At 43.5% G+C, this 19,871-nt stretch carries 15 protein-coding genes and 1 tRNA gene; 14 read left to right on the top strand and 2 right to left on the bottom strand.

What is annotated here, in order from left to right; translation table 11 throughout:
* Positions 1 to 52 precede the first annotated feature (52 nt).
* Positions 53 to 205, top strand: a complete 153-nt coding sequence (locus PR683_RS06740) for a hypothetical protein (protein WP_162598829.1) — start codon at positions 53 to 55, stop codon at positions 203 to 205.
* On the opposite strand, the gene PR683_RS06745 is transcribed toward PR683_RS06740, so the two are convergent.
* Entirely contained in the window at positions 202 to 498 is a 297-nt protein-coding gene (locus PR683_RS06745) for a YfcZ/YiiS family protein (RefSeq protein WP_004912408.1), read from the bottom strand. The two genes, PR683_RS06740 and PR683_RS06745, sit on opposite strands and share 4 nt — an antisense overlap.
* Before the next feature lie 353 nt (positions 499 to 851).
* On the opposite strand from PR683_RS06745, the gene fadL reads away from it, so the two are divergent.
* Positions 852 to 2,171 (top strand): long-chain fatty acid transporter FadL, encoded by a 1,320-nt coding sequence (fadL, locus tag PR683_RS06750; protein ID WP_004912411.1) that lies wholly within the window; start codon positions 852 to 854, stop codon positions 2,169 to 2,171.
* Between the two features lie 566 nt (positions 2,172 to 2,737).
* Here fadL and mlaA read toward each other — a convergent pair.
* Positions 2,738 to 3,490 carry a phospholipid-binding lipoprotein MlaA gene (gene mlaA / locus PR683_RS06755; RefSeq protein WP_004912414.1) on the bottom strand — a complete coding sequence of 251 codons (753 nt, stop codon included), beginning with the start codon at positions 3,488 to 3,490 and terminating at the stop codon, positions 2,738 to 2,740.
* A 353-nt stretch (positions 3,491 to 3,843) separates the two neighbouring features.
* Between mlaA and PR683_RS06760 the strand changes: the two genes are divergently transcribed.
* From PR683_RS06760 to PR683_RS06815, 12 genes are all read left to right on the top strand, one after another.
* A tRNA-Arg gene (locus PR683_RS06760) sits at positions 3,844 to 3,918 on the top strand.
* A gap of 661 nt (positions 3,919 to 4,579) precedes the next feature.
* Entirely contained in the window at positions 4,580 to 5,077 is a 498-nt protein-coding gene (gene tssB, locus PR683_RS06765; protein WP_110732011.1) for a type VI secretion system contractile sheath small subunit, read from the top strand.
* Positions 5,078 to 5,096: 19 nt separating this feature from the next.
* Positions 5,097 to 6,641 carry a type VI secretion system contractile sheath large subunit gene (gene tssC, locus PR683_RS06770; RefSeq protein WP_109911521.1) on the top strand — a complete coding sequence of 515 codons (1,545 nt, stop codon included), beginning with the start codon at positions 5,097 to 5,099 and terminating at the stop codon, positions 6,639 to 6,641.
* Positions 6,642 to 6,663: 22 nt separating this feature from the next.
* Entirely contained in the window at positions 6,664 to 8,001 is a 1,338-nt protein-coding gene (gene tssK, locus PR683_RS06775) for a type VI secretion system baseplate subunit TssK (RefSeq protein ID WP_004912456.1), read from the top strand.
* Positions 7,998 to 8,654 (top strand): type VI secretion system protein TssL, short form, encoded by a 657-nt coding sequence (gene tssL, locus PR683_RS06780; RefSeq protein WP_164528648.1) that lies wholly within the window; start codon positions 7,998 to 8,000, stop codon positions 8,652 to 8,654. The genes tssK and tssL overlap by 4 nt, the downstream gene beginning before the upstream one ends.
* 2 nt (positions 8,655 to 8,656) lie before the next feature.
* Positions 8,657 to 10,393 carry an OmpA family protein gene (locus PR683_RS06785; protein ID WP_117162403.1) on the top strand — a complete coding sequence of 579 codons (1,737 nt, stop codon included), beginning with the start codon at positions 8,657 to 8,659 and terminating at the stop codon, positions 10,391 to 10,393.
* Between the two features lie 2 nt (positions 10,394 to 10,395).
* A complete protein-coding gene (locus PR683_RS06790) occupies positions 10,396 to 10,887 on the top strand; it encodes an Hcp family type VI secretion system effector (protein ID WP_004912469.1) in 492 nt (163 codons plus the stop codon).
* 167 nt (positions 10,888 to 11,054) lie between these two features.
* A complete protein-coding gene (tssH, locus tag PR683_RS06795; protein WP_272571336.1) occupies positions 11,055 to 13,718 on the top strand; it encodes a type VI secretion system ATPase TssH in 2,664 nt (887 codons plus the stop codon).
* Entirely contained in the window at positions 13,715 to 16,261 is a 2,547-nt protein-coding gene (locus tag PR683_RS06800; protein WP_272571335.1) for a type VI secretion system Vgr family protein, read from the top strand. The genes tssH and PR683_RS06800 overlap by 4 nt, the downstream gene beginning before the upstream one ends.
* A 220-nt stretch (positions 16,262 to 16,481) precedes the next feature.
* A complete protein-coding gene (locus PR683_RS06805; protein WP_196719418.1) occupies positions 16,482 to 18,623 on the top strand; it encodes a hypothetical protein in 2,142 nt (713 codons plus the stop codon).
* Entirely contained in the window at positions 18,623 to 19,453 is an 831-nt protein-coding gene (locus PR683_RS06810) for a formylglycine-generating enzyme family protein (RefSeq protein ID WP_123382574.1), read from the top strand. Before PR683_RS06805 ends, PR683_RS06810 begins: the two co-directional genes overlap by 1 nt.
* A 151-nt stretch (positions 19,454 to 19,604) precedes the next feature.
* Positions 19,605 to 19,871 carry a PAAR domain-containing protein gene (locus PR683_RS06815; RefSeq protein ID WP_123382573.1) on the top strand — a complete coding sequence of 89 codons (267 nt, stop codon included), beginning with the start codon at positions 19,605 to 19,607 and terminating at the stop codon, positions 19,869 to 19,871.

Raw genomic sequence — 19,871 nt, forward strand, 5'->3', positions numbered from 1 at the left:
TGTAATGATTGTTAACATAAAATTCACAATTATCAATGGGTATTAATAAAAAATGCGAGCAGGTACGCAACTTAGAGTAAAAATGCAACAAATTGCAGTAAGGGAAAACGAGGGGGATGAAGGAAGCCTTTTATCACTGAGTGTTAATCAGACCACCGTTTTAGCGATAAAAGGCAAATCAGAGCAAATTCAAACGTTTGATTAACGAAGGCCTAACTGAAAAATTAAGCTTTCTGCTTCACAGCTAAAACTAAATTCAGCCGTCAGCTCAACACCACCCTCTACAGGCTTAATAGAATGGGTTATGACACAAGGATCAGACTCAACAGATTTTGCTTTTTCTGTGAGTGTTTTCAGCATGGTTTCAGCTTCACCTTGTGTAGCGAAAACATGCTGATACGACGCAGTACAGTCTTTATTATCCAATACTGTTCCCACATCTACACAGCAGCAGGCTGCGGTTTCATCCGCGCTACAACGGTTAATCGCATCAGTCATTTTACTCTCCAAATAAACAAACTGTTAAGTCGCTATCATAACGCTGAAAAAGTGCTAAAAACTAGTGTGTATCAAAATATATCGCTAATAATTAAACATAAGTTTGATCTTACCCCGTATTCGCATACTTATTGTTCTCAATTTATCCGCTTATGTTGCCATTTTGTTAAATATGTCGCATTTTTGAAAACAATATCACAATAATAGCAAAACAAGCTTGCAACATATCAGGTGGTCAGACCTATACTCTAGTAACTGGTCTGATTTGTCATAACGGCAAGGGACCCTACAATTCTGCGCTTCTTGCGATAGAAGTCGCTTTATTCAAAATAAAACATAAGAGGGTTTTGGTCATGAGCCAGAAAAACCTGTTCTCTAGATCAGCTTTAGCAATAGCAGTGGCAATTGTATCATCCAACGCAGGCGCGGCTGGTTTTTTGCTTAATGAATATTCTACATCCGCACTGGGACGCGCGTTTTCGGGAGCTGGTGCGATGGGCGACAACGCAAGTGAGGGAAGTCGAAACCCTGCTGCCATGATGTTGTTTGATCGCCCTTCTCTTTCTATTGGTGCCGTTTATATTGACCCAAGTGTTGATATTAAAGGCAAAGGCGGTTCACTTCTCGGTAGCAATACCACCGCAAATGACATTGCACCAAGTGCTGTTGTACCCAATGCACACTTTATATTCCCAGTTAATGACAAATGGGCAGTTGGTACGTCAATGACCACCAACTTTGGTTTAGCCACTGATTTTAATAAAAATTATGCAGCAGGCCCTATAGGCGGTAAGACAGACTTAAAAACAGTTAATCTAAACTTAAGTGGAGCATACCGTGTAAATAATAATTTTAGTTTTGGCTTGGGCGTGAATGCCGTGTATGCCGATGCTGAAATTACCCGTCATGCGGGAGATCTAGGTACTTTAGCGCCTAAATTAGGTTTACCTCAATTCCCAGCTAGCACTACCATGGCCAAATTAACAGGCGATGACTGGGGTTATGGTTGGAATGCGGGTATTTTATATGAAATCAATGATGATAACCGTTTAAGCCTAAGTTACCGTTCAAAAGTTAAAGTTAAGTTTGAAGATGGCAAATATTCCAATGACATACCAAAAGCAATAACTCAATTAAATGGTACAGGTGGTGAAAAAATCAAAGGTAAGTTAGACCTTAATTTACCTGATATCTGGGAATTCTCTGGCTACCATAAAGTTGCACCTAAGTGGGCTCTACACTACAGCGTTGCCTATACTGGCTGGAGTGAATTTAAAGAATTAACCGCCTACAGAAAAAGTGACGGTGAGCAGTTATTCCATAAACCTGAACACTTTAAAGATGCATGGCGTTTAGCACTAGGTACCACTTATTTCTATGATGAAAACTGGACATTCCGTACAGGTATTGCCTACGACCAAACACCTGTACGCTCTGATTACCGTTCAATTTCTATACCTGACCAAGATCGTTACTGGTTAAGTGCTGGTACCACTTATGCATTCAATGAAAATGCTTCTGTTGATGTCGGTATCTCCTACATGCACGGTAAGAAAGTTGATATCAAGGAACGGTTAAGTGAAGATATTCCTGAAAGTGTTCTTCCTGCATATCATTTCAAATCTGAAGGTTCCGCTTGGTTATATGGTGTGAACTTCAACTATACATTCTAATTAATTGAATTTTCAGTATCAGGGAGTTCCCTCCCTGATACTATTTTCAACTTCAACTATCTCATCCCACTAATTTTCAAAACTTAACATAAATTTTCTTGACCCTAACCCACATCATATGTAAATTAAATGTTAAGCATATAATTCACTTTACCATTTCTTTATAAAATAGATACAACCTCATTTTTGAGATAATTTGCTTTATATTTCATTAGATTATCATTCATTCTCTGAATGTTCTTATTTGCAACTACAACCCAATAGCATAATTTATACTGATGACACCCACTAATATATGGCTTTTCATCAAACTATATTAATCACGCTATATTCTATTATTGGCTACGGCCGTGAAGGCATGTAAAAGAGGCAACAATGACGAAAACTTAGGAGGTTTTATGGGAACACTGTTTACTGTAGGTTTTATTGGTGTATTAGGGGTAATCGCCCTGATTGACACTATCTCCCAACGAGGAAAAAGAGACAATGATTAGCTTTCTATTTATCACTCTCTAGTATTGTTCTAATGCAAGAGAGTGATAAACCTTCCAAAACAATTCAATTTACTAATCTATCGAATCAAGCTGGTCTTCAATCGCTGCTGCATTTGGGTTTTCTGTTGCTTTTAACGCACCACCACTTGATAAGAAGTCATTACGTTGGAAATAGGCTTCTCGCATCATTAAGTACGGATCTGAAGAGTTTTTCAGCAATCCATCTGAATCTAACAACCTTGCACGAGTTTCAATTCCTTCCAGTGCCCACTTACCTGCTGACATCCAGAATGTGAGATAGCTTAACATTGGATATAAATCATCAACTAAATCACCACCTTGTTCCCTTGGTGTTGCACTACCATATCCCGGTAGCACCACATAGGGACCATAGCCCACATCGTAATAACCCAAGGTATTACCAAAGCGTTTGGGTTCTTCTTTAACTAGCTGAGGATTGGCCATTGATGCAACATCAATCAAGCCTCCCATACCAAAGACGGTATTAAGGAAAAAGCGGTTAAAATGTTTGAAACCTTGAGTCACTTCACCACGCAAAAAACTATTTAACATACTTGCAGGTTCTTCAAGGTTAACGAAAAAATTGGTTAATCCATTTCGGGCAGGCATCGGGACATAATCATTCCAAGCAACCGCTACAGGCCTCAAGACATAAGGGTCAAGGACGTTATAGTTGAAATTAAACATTGCTCGGTTGAACCCCTCTAAAGGGTCTGAACGCTCATGTGTTTCTGGGTCAATGCTACTAGCACAACCTGCAATCAGCACCCCTGCCAGAAAAACACCCGTCATGCGAAACTTCATAACATTTCTCCATTCCCTGCACCGTCCTACTACGGTACTTTCCACTGTAATAAATATTTTGCTTATAGTAAGGCTAAAAAAAGAATTATGTTAATCCTTTTGAGTTATTTGATTATCTTAAAGACTAATTATAAGCCATTTAATCATATTCTTATTATAAGAAAATTGAACAATTAGTACAAAACAGAAATACTCCCTCACTCAATTTTAAAAATGACAACCTCCCTACTTTCGAATAAAAAACAGTCAAAAAAAATTTATGGCAGATAAATTCGATTATTTGCCCGTAACAACTTGATTCAATTAGGTCTGAACAGTAAAATGCCCTCGCTGTCGTAATTTTGACACCAAAAGTCCCCTTAGTTAAATGGATATAACGAGCCCCTCCTAAGGGCTAGTTGCAGGTTCGATTCCTGCAGGGGACACCATGCCTAACTCTCCCGAAGTCTACCTGACTCAATAAAAATCCTTTCTAATCAATTAAATCTCTTTATATCCTTCTTTTAAAGCTTTCCGCAAGCTTGATGTATTTACCTTTTCATCCTCACACCAAAATAGCTTTTTAGATTGATGACAACCCAATTTTTGCGTTTGTATTCAAATGGCCGTGGCTGTTTTGCAATATCCCTTTTTTACTGCGGTCGTAATAATGCCCGATGTCACACATTTCTTTCAAAGACCATTAAAAACGATGATTTTTCATAGGGTTCATCAATTCCTTTTCATAAAGTAATTTCCTATTTCAAAATCAGGGTCTCTACACAATAAACGAGTAAATATTCTTATGAATCACCCTGTAACAACTTGAAATAAAGTGTTACAAAAAGGTTTTGTTGACACAGAAAAATCATAACAATAAGAAAATAAAGCCATTAGATGTTGATATGATTGGTTTTTCAAATTACAAAACTAAGATAACTCAAAAAAATACATTAATTTGCACTCACACTTATTGATAAGAAAAGTTGATTTATTCATTTGGTGAAGATATAAATAAAATAACTACATAAGTTAAATATATCAAATTCAATTGTAACCATTTAACAATAACCAAGAAATATACCTGTTAAAATTCAAGGAAATTCACTCATGTCAGATAGCTTTCAAAATGAAGTCCCTAAAGCGCGGGTTAATATTAAATTAGATCTGCACACGGGGGGGGCTCAGAAAAAAGTCGAGTTACCCCTGAAGCTGTTAGCGGTTGGTGATTATAGTCATGGGCAAGATGATCGTGCGCTATCTGAACGTGAAAAAGTAAATATCAATAAAAATAACTTTGACAGCGTCCTCAATGAATTCTCACCGTCAGTCAATCTAACGGTTAAAAACACCTTAGCAGGGGATGGAAGTGAAGAAAGTATCGCATTAACGTTTAAAAACATGGCGGACTTTGAACCCGAGCAAGTGGCTCGTCAAATCCCACAACTGCGCGCAATGTTAGCCATGCGTAATCTGTTACGCGACCTAAAATCTAATCTCCTCGATAACGCCACATTTCGCCGTGAATTGGAAAATATCCTTAAGGATCCAACACTCAGTGATGAACTGCGCGAAGAGCTAGCCCAACTTGCACCGAAGAAAGATTAATTTGGATTACTAAAGGATTATGCTGATGTCTGTAAAAACTGAATCAACCCAAGGTGCAACGACTGTACTTGATGATGCGTCTAATCATGGTGTTTATGCTTCTTTATTTGAAAAAATTAATTTAACCCCTGTTGCTACAATCAGTGATATTAATGAATTCCAAGATAATGCTGCACTAGCGGATGCAACTGCGGATGAACGGGTCACGGTTGCTGTTCAAGTCTTTTTAGACCGTTTAAAATCATCCGGTCAAAAAGTGGAACGTTTAGACCGCAACTTACTTGATCATCATATTGCTGAACTTGATAAGCAAATTAGTCAACAACTTGACGAAGTGATGCACCATCAAGACTTCCAAAAAGTTGAATCTACTTGGCGTGGTTTAAAATTCCTCGTTGATCGCACTGATTTTCGTCAAAACGTCAAAATTGAGCTACTGGATATCGCCAAAGATGACCTACGCCAGGATTTCGAAGATAGCCCGGAAATTATCCAAAGTGGCCTTTACCACCATACCTACATTGCGGAATATGACACTCCAGGTGGTGAGCCTATTGCAGCGATGATTTCTAACTATGAATTTGATCGCAGCCCTCAAGATATCGCCTTATTACGTAGTATCTCTAAAGTCTCCGCATCTGCCCATATGCCATTTATTGGCTCTGTTGGACCAAAATTCTTTGGCAAAGAAACCATGGAAGAAGTGGCTGCAATCAAAGATATTGGTAACTACTTTGACCGTGCTGAATACATCAAATGGAAAGCCTTCCGTGACTCGGATGATGCCCGTTATATTGGTTTAACCATGCCGCGCGTATTGGGTCGCCTACCTTATGGTCCAGATACTGTACCTGTTCGTAGCTTCAATTACGTCGAAGAAGTAAAAGGGCCAGATCACGAGAAATATTTGTGGACGAATGCCACATTTGCCTTTGCTGCCAATATGGTAAAAAGCTTTATCAATAATGGCTGGTGTGTGCAAATTCGTGGCCCGCAGGCAGGTGGCGCAGTGAAAGATTTACCTATTCATTTATTTGATTTAGGAACAGGTAGTCAGGTCAAAATCCCATCTGAGGTGATGATCCCAGAAACCCGCGAGTTTGAGTTTGCGAACCTTGGTTTTATCCCGCTGTCTTACTACAAAAACCGTGATTACTCCTGTTTCTTTTCTGCCAACTCAGCCCAGAAACCAGCACTGTATGACACCGCCGATGCGACAGCAAACAGCCGAATCAACGCCCGCTTACCGTACATTTTCTTACTGTCTCGTATCGCCCATTACTTGAAACTTATTCAACGCGAAAACATTGGTACCACCAAAGATAGACGCCTCCTTGAATTAGAACTCAACAACTGGGTGCGTGGTTTAGTGACTGAAATGACCGATCCGGGGGATGATTTACAAGCCTCTCATCCTTTACGCGATGCAAAAGTGGTTGTCGAAGATATTGAAGATAACCCTGGCTTCTTCCGCGTGAAACTGTATGCCGTCCCACACTTCCAAGTCGAAGGTATGGATGTTGATTTATCGTTAGTTTCACAAATGCCTAAAGCCAAAGCCTAACGGTTCATAAAGGTCATTCAGGATGAAAATCTACCGTCCCCTATGGACAGACGGGGCCTTTTTGGCCCCTCAGCAATTTCAACAACAAGCCCGTTGGGACAGCCATGTCGCTGAAGTCGTTGCTCAAATGGGCATTGCCTCAACGTGGGGGGTGATTAGCGCGGAATTTGATGCCAGTGCTTTAACCTTATCTCGCGTTAGCGCACAAAAAATGGTTGTGCGTTTCCATGATGGCACACTTATTGATACCACTCTAGCTGATGCGCTTCCTCCGGTGTTATCCCTTGCAGACTACGCAGACCGCCAGTCGTTAGACATCGTTTTAGCATTACCTTTAATGCTAGCAAATGGTGGCAACTTAGCCTCTGAAGCGGGTACCGATCGCCCTCGTCGATTTAGTCAAGAGTGGGTTAAAGTTCAAGATCTGCTCGGACATGAGGAAACGGATATTGCCGTATTGCGTCATGTGGCAACGCTACGTTTTGCCCATGATGAGAATGAAGCCTATATGACCTGTCCGGTTGCACGGCTTATCCGCAACGCTCAAGGGATGTGGGAATTCGACAACCGTTTTATTCCCCCCTTGCTTGCTTGTCAGGGTAGCCTTGAATTACGTTCATTACTCTCGGAGTTTATGCATAGATTAGTAGCTAAACGCCGCCGTTTAATGGCGCTACGTCGCGAAAGTAATGAAAAAATGGCCGACTTTGTGGTTGCTGATGTCTCATTATTTTGGCTATTGAACTCACTAAACAGCGCTGAACCCGTACTCAATGAACTCGGGTCTGCATTACATCGTCATCCTGAATTACTCTACCGAGAACTTGCTCGTTTAGCAGGGAGCTTATTAACCTTCTCTTTAGAACATAAATTGGAAGATATACCACTATACAAACATGAGCAGCCTGAGCAGGTTTTTCCACCGCTTTTTTCTTTATTAAATACGCTACTTGAAGCCAGCTTACCTTCGCGTGTTATCAGTATTGAATTAGTAAAAGAAGGTCCATTCTGGAAAGGTCAACTCCATGACGGTCGATTACGTGAAGAAGCCGATTTTTACTTATCGGTTCGCTCATCATTACCGGCTCACTTATTAATCGCTCAATTTCCACTCCTTTGCAAAGCGGGTAGTAGTGATGATGTGGCTGACGTCGTTAATGTGGCACTCAATGGTATTCCATTGAAACCGCTCAGTCATGTCCCAACGGCGGTTCCTCTTCGCTTAGAAAATCAATATTTTGCGCTAGATATTGAAACACCTGCGGGTCAAGCCATGCTCTCTTCTGGGCAGTGTGCGTTCTATGTTCCAAGCACGTTAGGTGACATTCAATTAGAGCTGTTTGCGGTACTTCGCTCATGAACAATACAACATCGCACCATACTATCGACATGATCTTCGCTCAAACTTGGCTGATGGTTTGCCAATTACATCAAGGCACTGCCATCACTCAAGGGGATAGTTTTTATCGTCGTGTTTGCCAACTCATTGATGAAACACGTCAAAAACTACTCGAACATGGCTACCCTGAATCCGCCATTGAGCATATGCAATATGCCCAATGTGCGCTAATTGATGAAAGCGTGATGAATCGCCAGCACCAAGATGATGGGTACAACACTTGGATCCAGTCTCCTTTGCAAGCACGTTATTTCAATACATTAGAAGCGGGAGACAAACTTTGGGATCGCCTACGCAGCATTTTAAACGAAACCGCCCCGAATCCTGACGTTTTGCTCTGTTTTCATCGTGTGCTTACCCTCGGGTTTGTCGGTAAGTTTCGTCAAAAAGAAGCGCCAGAACGTGAGCGGATCGTCGCTCAACTCAATGTTCAACTTCCGGACTATCTGGTCACTTCAGAATTACCTCTCGTCGTAAAACCTAAATTACGGTTTAGCCGTCGCAGACTTTACTGGTTTGGTTGGATAGGCGGCATTCTCATACTCGTCGCCATGTGGTGGGGGTTCAGTGCTTCGCTAGAACATTTACTACAACAGTGGATGACACAAGGATAGGCATGCAAAATCCAATCAAACCGTGTCTGACGCTTTTTGCTACGGGACTTTTCTTGTGGCTACTTTGGGGGTTTTGGTCTCTAGGGCAAAGTGTCTCCATTTTTGTTTCCGTCTTCGTCTTAGTACTGACGGGTGGAATGTTGTTTTGGCAATATAAACAACGACGCCAAGTATTATCCACTGAACATGATTATACAGGTGCATTTCCGGCTGATAATTATCAGGGGCCTGTCATTTTAGTTTGTGGTCAATCTCAAGCGCTATTTCTGGATGCCCAATTACACAGAGAAACAAATCAAGGTTGGTATATTCGTGTATCCGCGCCCACTGAGCTCGTTAAATTGATTGCCGCATTGGTGGAATATGCCCCATCGCTATCTGGGCACTTATCCTTACTATACGTTGTATTACCCGAGCAACTGACCCAACAAGAAACTCTAACACAAGCGCTACTCAATTGGCGTCGAGCTATTGGGGAAGGTCGTCAAAAAATCGGTGCTAAATTGCCATTTTGGGTAACGGTATACCTTTCTAAACCTCATTACGCTGATACCGCTATGCATGTTGATGATGAACATACCCCTTGGATGACGTTACTCAGCCACCAAACTGAATTTCAGGTGGAGCAAGAAGGTACAATGTCAGTCCCTTACTCTGTGTGGCTACCCACGCATATCGGTCAGTCAGAACAAAGCCTGCAATTTTCTCTATGGCTAGATACCTTACAAAGCTGGCTAAACCAAGTTTTAGTTCCTCAATTCATACTACCTCAAGCTGGAGCACCGAAACAAATCCCTTCAGCATGGGCTATTCAGTGGATTGATATCACTAGCCAACCAAACAATTTATGGCAACAATTTATTCAAGAAAAAACCATGCTGCCTCTATATTCATCAATTCAAACTACTGATTTGCTACCTTTGCCCGATGTCATGTTGCGTCGCTTACACCATGATATTAGCTTAAGCCGTACAGAAAGAACCCTCGGCGCTATCGGAATTATTTTTGGTGTTTTTTTAATAGGCACATTAATCGGAAGTTACTACCATAATCAGCAACTCATTCGTCATATTGGTGAAGATATTGCGCGTTTTTCGCAACTATCAGATACACCACTTGCACCAAAACAGACTGCTTACCAGCAACTGCAAGATGATGCAGCTCAATTAGCGCGCTGGGAACGCGAAGGAGTCCCAACCTCTCATTCTTTAGCGTTATATCAGGGAGCGAGAATATTACCCTACTTGCACACACTATTAAGTGGTTGGGCGCCCCCACCGCCTCCTGCGCCTATCATTGTTCAAAATGCCCCCGAAATAGTCAGCCTTGACAGCTTATCGCTATTCGATGTGGGACAATCGTCGCTAAAAGCAGGTGCCACCAAGGTTTTGGTCGACGCCTTACTCAATATTAAAGCGAAACCCGGTTGGTTGATTGTCGTCTCAGGCTATACCGATAACACCGGAAACCCAGCACTCAACCAAACACTATCCCTGAAACGCGCCGAATCGGTCAGAGATTGGATGATAAAGACCAGTGATATCAGTCCAGCCTGTTTTGCCGTTCGAGGAGATGGCCAGAATAACCCTGTTGCCGATAATCAAACCGCTGAAGGCCGAGCGAAGAATCGGCGCGTTGAAATACGACTCATCCCTCAGGCAGATGCTTGCCAAGAGACAGATAATCAAACCGTGTCACCGATGGACGATGACACACATTCGACCCGAAAGGAGAAGTAACAATGGCTATTCCTGTTTATTTATGGCTAAAAGATGACGGCGGCGCAGATATCAAGGGCTCTGTTAATGTACAAGACCGTGAAGGCAGTATTGAAGTGGTCGCACAAGACCATAACCTGTACATCCCAACCGATAACAATACCGGTAAGTTAACGGGTACACGTATTCATACCCCGTTTATTTTCGTGAAAGAAATTGATGCATCAAGCCCTTATTTGTACAAAGCGGTAACGACTGGCCAAACCTTGAAAGAAGCCGAATTCAAATGGTACCGCATTGATGATGCAGGACAAGAAGTCGAATATTTCAATACCAAGCTCGAAAACGTCAAAGTGGTCAAAGTCGCGCCAAAAATGCACGACATTAAAGACCCTAATAAAGAGAAGCACAACCATCTCGAAGAGATTGAGCTGCGCTATGAAAAAATCACTTGGACATACAAAGACGGCAACATCATTCATTCCGACTCGTGGAATGAGCGTGCTACCGCTTAATTAAGACAAGCAGGCGTTTCGGCGTCTGCTTTTTTGTACGTATTCGTACGCCGATGACACACAACACACAATTTATCTTGATACCTAATGAACCTCGGTTAACGGTTAGGGGCGGTAGCGTTCCTTGCTGTCTCTAACCATTTTCCCCCCAATACAAGAGAGAGAATATGGACAATTCATCCGTGATGCTATTACGTCGCCTAAACCCTTACTGTGCCAGCGCATTAGAAGCGGCAGCTTCACTCTGCCAGACACGAGCGCATGCGGAAATTACCATTGAACATTGGTTGCTCAAATTATTGGAAATAGGGGAAAGCGATATCACGGTGTTAGCTCGCCGCTATGAATGGGATATGTCCACACTTTGGCAAAGCTTATTGACTAAAATCGATAGCTTACCACGCTCTATCCATAGCCGCCCCTCCCTCTCAAAATCACTCCTAAACTTAATTCAAAACGCTTGGGTGATAGCCTCATTGGATGAAGATATCGAGCACATTCGCAGCGTCCATATTCTTGCGGCGATTGTGAAGCAACCCTCTTTAGTTCCGAACGACGCCCTTTGGCCATTAATGACCTTAAGCATCACACAATTACAACGCTTAAGACCGATGCTTGATGCGCAATCCGATGAGCGCCCTGAAGTGCAGCAACTTGCGGTACATAATCAATCTTTACCGGCAGAAGCGCCACTTGAAACGCAATCAACAAACGAAACTCCAGCACCGAATGTCATCGGTAACACACTGAACGATGCCTTACTGGCAGTGCTGAATAAATTTACGGTGGATGTCACCGATAAAGCTCGCGAAGGCGCGATTGACCCTGTCTTTGGACGTGATGACGAAATACGTCAAATGGTGGATATTCTCTCTCGCCGTCGCAAAAACAACCCCATTCTCGTGGGCGAACCGGGGGTGGGTAAAACCGCCTTGGTAGAAGGTTTAGCTCTACGCATCGTTGAAGGCAACGTTCCTGTCAGCCTGCAAACCACATCATTACGCACATTAGATTTAGGGCTACTGCAAGCGGGAGCTGGCGTAAAAGGCGAATTTGAACAGCGCTTAAAAAACGTGATTGAAGCCGTACAACAATCCCCAACACCAATTTTACTATTTATCGATGAAGCCCATACCATTATTGGCGCAGGCAACCAAGCCGGTGGCGCAGATGCCGCTAACTTACTCAAACCCGCCCTTGCCCGTGGTGAATTACGCACGATTGCCGCAACCACTTGGTCTGAATATAAGCAATATTTCGAGCGTGACGCCGCTTTAGAACGCCGCTTCCAAGTGGTCAAAGTCGATGAACCTGATGATGAAAAAGCCTGTTTAATGCTGCGGGGGCTAAAACCTCGCTATGCAAAATATCACGGTGTTCACATTACCGATGATGCGGTCAAAGCCGCTGTCACCTTATCTCGCCGTTACTTAACAGGTCGCCAACTCCCCGATAAAGCTGTGGATTTACTTGATACCGCCAGCGCTCGTATCCGGATGAGCCTCGATACACTCCCTGAAGAACTGACACGTTTAAAAGCCAAGCGCACTGCATTAGAACTTGAACAGCAAGCGATCCTTGATGATTTGGTGATTGGCAACACCACCAACCAACCCCTCCTGAGCGAATTAGTCACTCAAGATGCGCAAATCGCCATACAGCTGACTGAATTAGAACAGCGTTTTGAGCAAGAAAAAAATCTTATCAGTGAGCTCTTAGTACAGCGCCGTCAATCCCAAGATGTCAGCGATATCCAATCACAGTTAGAACTTATTCAGCAAAATGAACCGCTAATCACTCCGGATGTGGATGTCAGAACGGTGGCCACTGTCATCGCTGATTGGACAGGCGTGCCCTTATCCAGCCTATTAAAAGATGAACAAACCGAGCTACTTGAGTTAGAAGAGTCGCTAGGTAAACGCGTAGTCGGTCAAGAAAGCCCATTATTGGCGCTTGGACAACGGTTACGTGCAGCTCGCACAGGTCTCGCCTCAGAAAATGGTCCGCAAGGGGTATTTTTACTGGTTGGCCCAAGTGGTGTAGGGAAAACCGAAACTGCCTTAGCCTTGGCAGATGTCCTATTTGGTGGCGAAAAATCCTTAATTACTATCAACATGTCTGAGTATCAAGAAGCCCATACCGTCAGCCAATTAAAAGGCTCGCCTCCAGGCTATGTGGGTTACGGTCAAGGCGGGATTTTAACGGAAGCTGTTCGCAAGCGTCCTTATAGCGTCGTATTACTCGATGAAGTGGAAAAAGCCCACCGTGATGTACTTAACCTGTTTTATCAAGTATTTGACCGTGGTTTCATGCGCGATGGCGAAGGCCGTGAAATTGATTTTCGCAATACCGTGATTTTAATGACCGCCAATTTAGGCAGCGATTTATTAATGCAACAGCTGGAAGAGTCCCCTGAGTCCACTGATGGCGAGTTACAAGAACTGCTGCGCCCAACCTTGCGTGACCACTTCCAACCTGCACTACTTGCTCGCTTCCAAACCTTGATTTATCGCCCATTAGGCCCTGTGGCACTGCGCCAAATTGTTGAAATGAAACTGGGCAGCGTGATTAAGCGTCTTTACACCCACTACAAATTGGAAGGTATTGTCGAAGAAGCACTGTATGACACCCTCGTGAGCGCCTGTTTATTACCCGACACCGGCGCACGCAATATAGACAGCCTGCTTAACCAACAAATTTTACCAGTACTGAGCCAGCAATTACTCATGCGCCAAGCGAACCACCAGCAAGCGCAAAGTCTGACGTTGGGGTATAGCGAAGAAGATGGGATCACCCTGAGTTTCAGTGATATTGAGGAAATAAATCCATGAGCCTACTCGATACAGCCAAAAACCTGATCCAAGGCCAAAGCCGCTACCGATTAGAAGTGCAAGGCTGCACAGATTTACTGGACGTTGAACATTTTACCGGGCGTGAAGCCGCTAGCGACACCTATCACTATCAAATTACATTTACCTGTTCTGCCCAAGATCTTTCTGCTCAACAATTATTGCGCCGTAATGCCAGCCTAACCTTTTGTGCGCCGATAAATAACGTAATGGGACTTGCCACTCAGCCGAGCGTTGCCAAGCGCGTTCATGGCGTGGTGACGGATTTCCGTCGTCTCTCTGGCTCTGCAGATGAAGCCCGCTACCAGTTAGTTATCGAGCCTTTTTTTGCGCTACTGCGCCATCAAATTCGCAGCCACCGTTTCTTTATCAACCAATCTGTGCCGCAAGTAGTTGAACAAATTTTACGCGAACACAATTTCAAAGGCTGGGAGTTCGAGTTTCATCTCGAAAAAGCGTACCCAAAACGCGAACAAATCAACCAAATTAACGAAAGCGACCGCCAATTTATTGAGCGCTTACTCAGTGAAGTGGGGATTTTTTATCGTTTTGGTTTACAAGATGATACCCAAACCGAGGTGCTCCACTTTACTGACAGCCAACGCGGCTATGTGTATGACAAAACGCTGCCATTAAATAGCCCATCTGGGCTGAGCGATAACCATGTCGACAGTGTTTGGGGATTATCTTTACGTCATCAAGTAGTTGAAAGCACTGTTTTTGCCAAAGACTATAACCACCGACTGGCGGAAGATACGTTGATTTCCGCTGTCGCCGACATGACGCGCGGTGATGGCGAAAAAACCAACTACGGCGATGTTTACCACTATAAAGGTCGTCACCTAACCCGCGGGGACAAAATTCGCCCTGAAACTGAAACCGCTAACTTCTGGGCAAGACTCGATCACGAGCGCTTTTTGGCTCGCCAGACTTTGCTACGCGGAGAAAGCAGCGCAGCAGACCTGACGCCATTATTGGTATTAAACATTCAAGATAACCCGCTCAGTTCGACCTTACCGGCCGTCTTTAAATCACCGATTTTAATTACGCGATTACGCTTTACCGCCAGCCGAGATAAAGCGCTAACCGTCCGTTTCGACGCAGTGCCTTACACGGAATCACTGTGTTGGCGCCCTGCTCTAAAACCACGCCCTGTCATTGCCGGAACATTAATGGCACGCGTCACCAGCGCAAAAGACCACGATATTTATGCCCACCAAAATGAACACGGGTTTTACTGGGTCAAATTCGATGCGGACAGAGATGATAAAACCAAGGGCTATGAAAGTATGCCCGTGCGGTTGGCGAAACCTTATGCGGGGGATACGTATGGGATGCATTTCCCGCTAATTCAAGGGACTGAAGTCGCTATCGCCTTCCATGAGGGTGACCCAGACCGCCCTTACATCGCTCATGCACTGCATGATTCCCGCCACCCCGACCACGTGACCGATAAAAATAACACCCGCAATGTGATCCGCACGCCTGCGAATAACAAACTGCGCATGGAGGATAAGCGCGGACAAGAGCATATTAAGCTCAGCACCGAGTATGGTGGAAAAACCCAGTTAAACTTGGGGCATTTGGTGAACGCCGAACGCGAACAGCGTGGTGACGGTTTTGAGCTACGTACAGATAGCTGGGGCGCGATCCGTGCGGGTAACGGGTTGTTTATTACCACCGATAAGCAGGATAAAGCCGGTGGGGATGTGCTGGCGATGGAAGAGGCGGTTGCTCAATTAGAACAAGCACTCGCAATCGCCAAAAGTTTATCAAAGTCAGCTGAAATTAGCGGTTCTATTCCAGCCGATATAGCATCCCAAGATACACTCAAGAATAGTTTAAATAACCTACAAGCTCCCGGTGTACTTGTTCATGCCCCCGCTGGAATAGGCGTATTTTCACCTAAAGCGATACATCTAGCTTCAGGTCATGAAAGTATTGCCATAACCGCTAATCAATCTGCAAATATATCTGCAAATAGCGCAATCACATTCAATGCCAAGAATGATGTCAGCATTTACGCTCAAAGTTCAGGCATTAATGCAATAGCCAAATATGGTGATATAAAAATACAGTCTCAAAATGATGCAATGTCAATTTTATCTAAAAAAGACCTTGATATTAGAACGATTGATGGAGCACTGAATATTACCGCAAAAAAAGAAATTATCCTTAATTGTGGTGGTGGTTACATCAAGATTGCAGATGGTAACGTTGAAATTGGCACACCAAGCAATGTATTACTTAAAACGACCAATGTTCAGAAAATGGGGGCGACTAACTTCAACTCCCCAGCGCCTGAAATTCCAAAAGGCTTTAGCGAGCAATTTATTATCAAAGATGAAACCAGTCAGGAAGTTTTACCTTTTACCAAATACACACTCACCACTGATGATGGAGACACCTATGAAGCCATCTCAGATAAAGACGGTAGAACGCTTGAAATATTTACGGCTACACCACAAAAAATCGATATGAAAATAGAACGGAATAATCAAGATCCCCTTTCTGATACGGACTAAAACTAATATTCACAACGAAATCTTACCGTCTATTTTATTCAAAGGTATTTTTATGTCAGAAAATATTGAAAATAACCATCAATCAAAAACAAAACCGGGGGCTACTGGGGAAATCGCCACCAGCACTGCGCCAACTAGCCTCTATTTTCACCCCGACAGTGGTACGTTCCTTTTTCCCGATTATAACGATGCACGGGCCATCGAACTCGATAATAATCAAATGAACGGATTATTAGCACTTCGTGTGGATGCAGAATTACGCATAGAAGAGCTTCAACGAAAGCTCGGTGATATTTCACAACCCTATGATGTTAATAAATTGAAGGATAGAGAACGTTTACTGGCAGAGCTGCGCAAAGAAGAGTTATGCTTCGATACTGCCGTGAAAAATTTAAAAACGGAAATGAAAATGCTCGCTCCTCCGGAAGAGTTGCCCAAAACTAAGCTCTTGGACGACAGCAGTAAAAAAAGTGCCATTGGACTCATGGAGCTCATCGAAATTTCCGGGGGAAAAAAGGGGTATAAATACACCTACGTGCGCTCCGATAAAATTAAAAATCATATTCGCCGCTATCAACTGAATGAGAATGACAAGAAAAGTGGGACTAAAAGTTTTATCACTACCGAAGAATATACCGATGACAAGGGGGAAAAGCGCCAACGGCAAGTGATTGACAAGGAAAAGCTCACATCACAATTAACCACGGGGAAAATGAACATCTCCCTGTATGACAAAAAATTGGTGGAAGACAAAGCCGATACGCTCGGGGAATGGGCTAATGAGCTAAATGAAAAACTGAAAAACTCACCGTACAAAGGTGACAACTTTGAGTTTGACTCCCAGTCCCAACTGATGCGATGGGGATACGGTGCAGGTTTTAAAGCTGGATTTAGTCCGTTTGAGGTGGATTTACGGACCGGAAAACGTAAAGAAGGTTCATTGCCGGCGGCAGATGGAAAATTCAGTGCCTATGCAGGGTTAGCATTAGCGGAATCCAAAAGCACCCTGAAACTCAAACTGCCTTATGACCAAGGGATTACCCTGATGTATCCTTTGGATGCAGACAAAATCCAAGGCGGCGGTATGGGTGTACTAGGCACGATGCGGCTGGATATTGATGTCGTTTTGTCGGGGAGTGTCGGGGTGAGTCTTGCAGTGGAAGGAGGTGCCAGTTTTCAAGGGAACTCAATGAAAGGGCTACCTACCTCAGTTGCGTCAAAAACAGATCCGAGCGAACGAAAAGCTGACGTCAGTCACCGCCCTGCCGACCCAAAAGTGACGGGGGAAATCGGTATTTTTGCCGGAGCGCAAGCCAGCTTAAATGTGACCGGTTCACTGAAATGGAATTCCCCACATAAATCGGAAACAGGCTCAACCCAAGGAGCGGATGGGTTTGCAGTGTTGGGGAAAAGCAGTGCAGGTGTTTCGCTGCAAGCCGGCATGGGGGTCACTGGGGCTATCCAGTTCACTTATACTGATGGGCGGGTACGCTGTTTGGTGTCAGGCGGATTGTGTAAAGGGGTTGGGGGTAAAGGCACGCTGGCGTTTGATATCAACGGGGAAGCTATCTTTAAAGATTTTTTACCTGCTTTTGGTTATATGTTACGTAATGTCGATTACATCAAAGTCTTGACCATTGTGACAAATAAGGATTTTCAAGTCTTTTGTATGTTAACCCTTATGAAATCAATGGGAATCGTCAAAAATGTTAAGGCATTTTTAGCGGCATATCAGGGTTTTACTGAATTAATGAGTGCTTTTGAATTATCATGGAAGAATAAAGAGGCGCGCGTCACGTTAATGGAGAAGGTAAACAGCACTAATGGCGAGTGTTTAAAACTAGCGCCTCCAGAAAGTAAAGGGGCGGCGATTGCCTCGCTGATGACTGGGAATTTTTGGGATGAGTTCAGTCCTGCCAGTCATAAAGGCACGACATGTGAAGGAGGCGTGCGGTTTGCGTCGCGTAAACGGGCGATTTTACTGATTTTAAGCTGGGCACAATCCAAACGGGATTACGAAAATATTATGCAGCACTTATCCATGAATATTGGGGAAAAAGGGGATTGGCGAGCAAATGAAGCACAGGTTGTGGCTTTTTTATCTGATGGGGAAGCACCTATTTCAGCAATAAAGCCGCAATTATTTGGTCCCGCCCCAGTTATTCTCGGGACATTACCGGACATTAGGATAGAGCCAAGCCATTATCGACAAAATCTTGAGGCACTGTATCAACAGCTTCCCGATTGTCTTGAAGTTCTGCAAAATACGGATGTAAATCAGCAAATGCCATTAAAGCAAGTTGAATTTATCTATGTGGACAGTTGTACGCGCGTGTTTGTGAACGATAAGGAGTTACAATAATGACAATGCCATGGCGTCTCTACACACCTTTACTGATAGTCATGCTTACAGGGTGTGATAGTGGGCAAAAAGCGGCTGAATCGGCTAAGTTGCGTCAAACCTCGATGGATAATATGGTTTCTATTCCCGGAGGGCGTTTTCAGATGGGAGATTTTGGACCGTTAGTGGAAGATAAGCTGCCGTATAGTATTGATCCGTCGACCCGACCGTTACACTGGGTTTCATTGCACGATTTTAAGATGGGCAAATACCGGGTCACGTGGGGGGAGTTTAATCGTTGGCTCGATTTGCAAGGACGCGATAAAACGGATTACTACTTAGATGTATTGAATAATCCCTATGCAAAGAAAGATAAACTGGGTGACGACTACCCAGCAACAGTATCATGGCAGGATGCGAAAGATTATTGCCAATGGTTAGGGATAAATAGTGGCAAAAAAACCGATTTACCAACCGAAGCGCAGTGGGAATATGCCGCCCGCAGCGGCGGGCAATTTTTGATTTACGGGAATAGTGATAATAAGTTGTATTATGATGGAGACCCCAAACGAAACTTTACTGATGGGTTTTCTCCTGTAGGGAATTTTGCACCGAACCCTATCGGACTGTATGACATGATGGGCAATGGGAAGGATTGGGTCAACGATTGGTATAGTGACGATTATTATCAACACTCCCCCGAAGATAATCCACCAGGACCAGAAAGTGGAACAAAAAAAGTGGAGCGCGGTTATCGTGGCAGTGTTGATGGCACATTAACGATCACCCGAGGGGGTAAACTCCCTGACCATGAGTTTGGTAATGGATTTCGGTGTGTTGAAAACCCTTGAATGGGTTACCACCAAAATCTGGCGGCGCTGTATCAACAATTTCCCCAACGCCTATTTCAACCACTGAAGGTTATAGCCAATAATTAATATTAAAATACTAAGTTAATATTTTTTGATATATCACAACCTACCTATTACTATTTAAACTCTTATGATTAAAAACATTATTTTACTGGGTGATAAAACCAGTCATGGTGGTACAGTTATTACCGCAACTTCCGATATTATTATCGACAGGAAAAGAGCAGCTAAAATAGGTGACTTAATCAGTTGTCCTAAAAAAGGTCATGGTACTAATGCCATTATTGAAGGCACTACAGAATTTACATGTAAAGGTATTCCTGTTGCCGTGGATGGAAGTAAAACTGAGTGTGGTTGTTATCTCATTGCCAGTATTACTGACTTTAATTTAGGATAA

Source organism: Providencia sp. PROV269 (assembly GCF_028477785.1).
Taxonomy (GTDB): Bacteria; Pseudomonadota; Gammaproteobacteria; order Enterobacterales; family Enterobacteriaceae; genus Providencia; species Providencia rettgeri.

Coding starts and splice junctions, on each gene's coding strand:
- PR683_RS06740 (WP_162598829.1), top strand. CDS start 53: ATGCGAGCAGGTACGCAACTTAGAGTAAAAATGCAACAAATTGCAGTA.
- PR683_RS06745 (WP_004912408.1), bottom strand. CDS start 498: ATGACTGATGCGATTAACCGTTGTAGCGCGGATGAAACCGCAGCCTGC.
- fadL (WP_004912411.1), top strand. CDS start 852: ATGAGCCAGAAAAACCTGTTCTCTAGATCAGCTTTAGCAATAGCAGTG.
- mlaA (WP_004912414.1), bottom strand. CDS start 3,490: ATGAAGTTTCGCATGACGGGTGTTTTTCTGGCAGGGGTGCTGATTGCA.
- tssB (WP_110732011.1), top strand. CDS start 4,580: ATGTCAGATAGCTTTCAAAATGAAGTCCCTAAAGCGCGGGTTAATATT.
- tssC (WP_109911521.1), top strand. CDS start 5,097: ATGCTGATGTCTGTAAAAACTGAATCAACCCAAGGTGCAACGACTGTA.
- tssK (WP_004912456.1), top strand. CDS start 6,664: ATGAAAATCTACCGTCCCCTATGGACAGACGGGGCCTTTTTGGCCCCT.
- tssL (WP_164528648.1), top strand. CDS start 7,998: ATGAACAATACAACATCGCACCATACTATCGACATGATCTTCGCTCAA.
- PR683_RS06785 (WP_117162403.1), top strand. CDS start 8,657: ATGCAAAATCCAATCAAACCGTGTCTGACGCTTTTTGCTACGGGACTT.
- PR683_RS06790 (WP_004912469.1), top strand. CDS start 10,396: ATGGCTATTCCTGTTTATTTATGGCTAAAAGATGACGGCGGCGCAGAT.
- tssH (WP_272571336.1), top strand. CDS start 11,055: ATGGACAATTCATCCGTGATGCTATTACGTCGCCTAAACCCTTACTGT.
- PR683_RS06800 (WP_272571335.1), top strand. CDS start 13,715: ATGAGCCTACTCGATACAGCCAAAAACCTGATCCAAGGCCAAAGCCGC.
- PR683_RS06805 (WP_196719418.1), top strand. CDS start 16,482: ATGAACGGATTATTAGCACTTCGTGTGGATGCAGAATTACGCATAGAA.
- PR683_RS06810 (WP_123382574.1), top strand. CDS start 18,623: ATGACAATGCCATGGCGTCTCTACACACCTTTACTGATAGTCATGCTT.
- PR683_RS06815 (WP_123382573.1), top strand. CDS start 19,605: ATGATTAAAAACATTATTTTACTGGGTGATAAAACCAGTCATGGTGGT.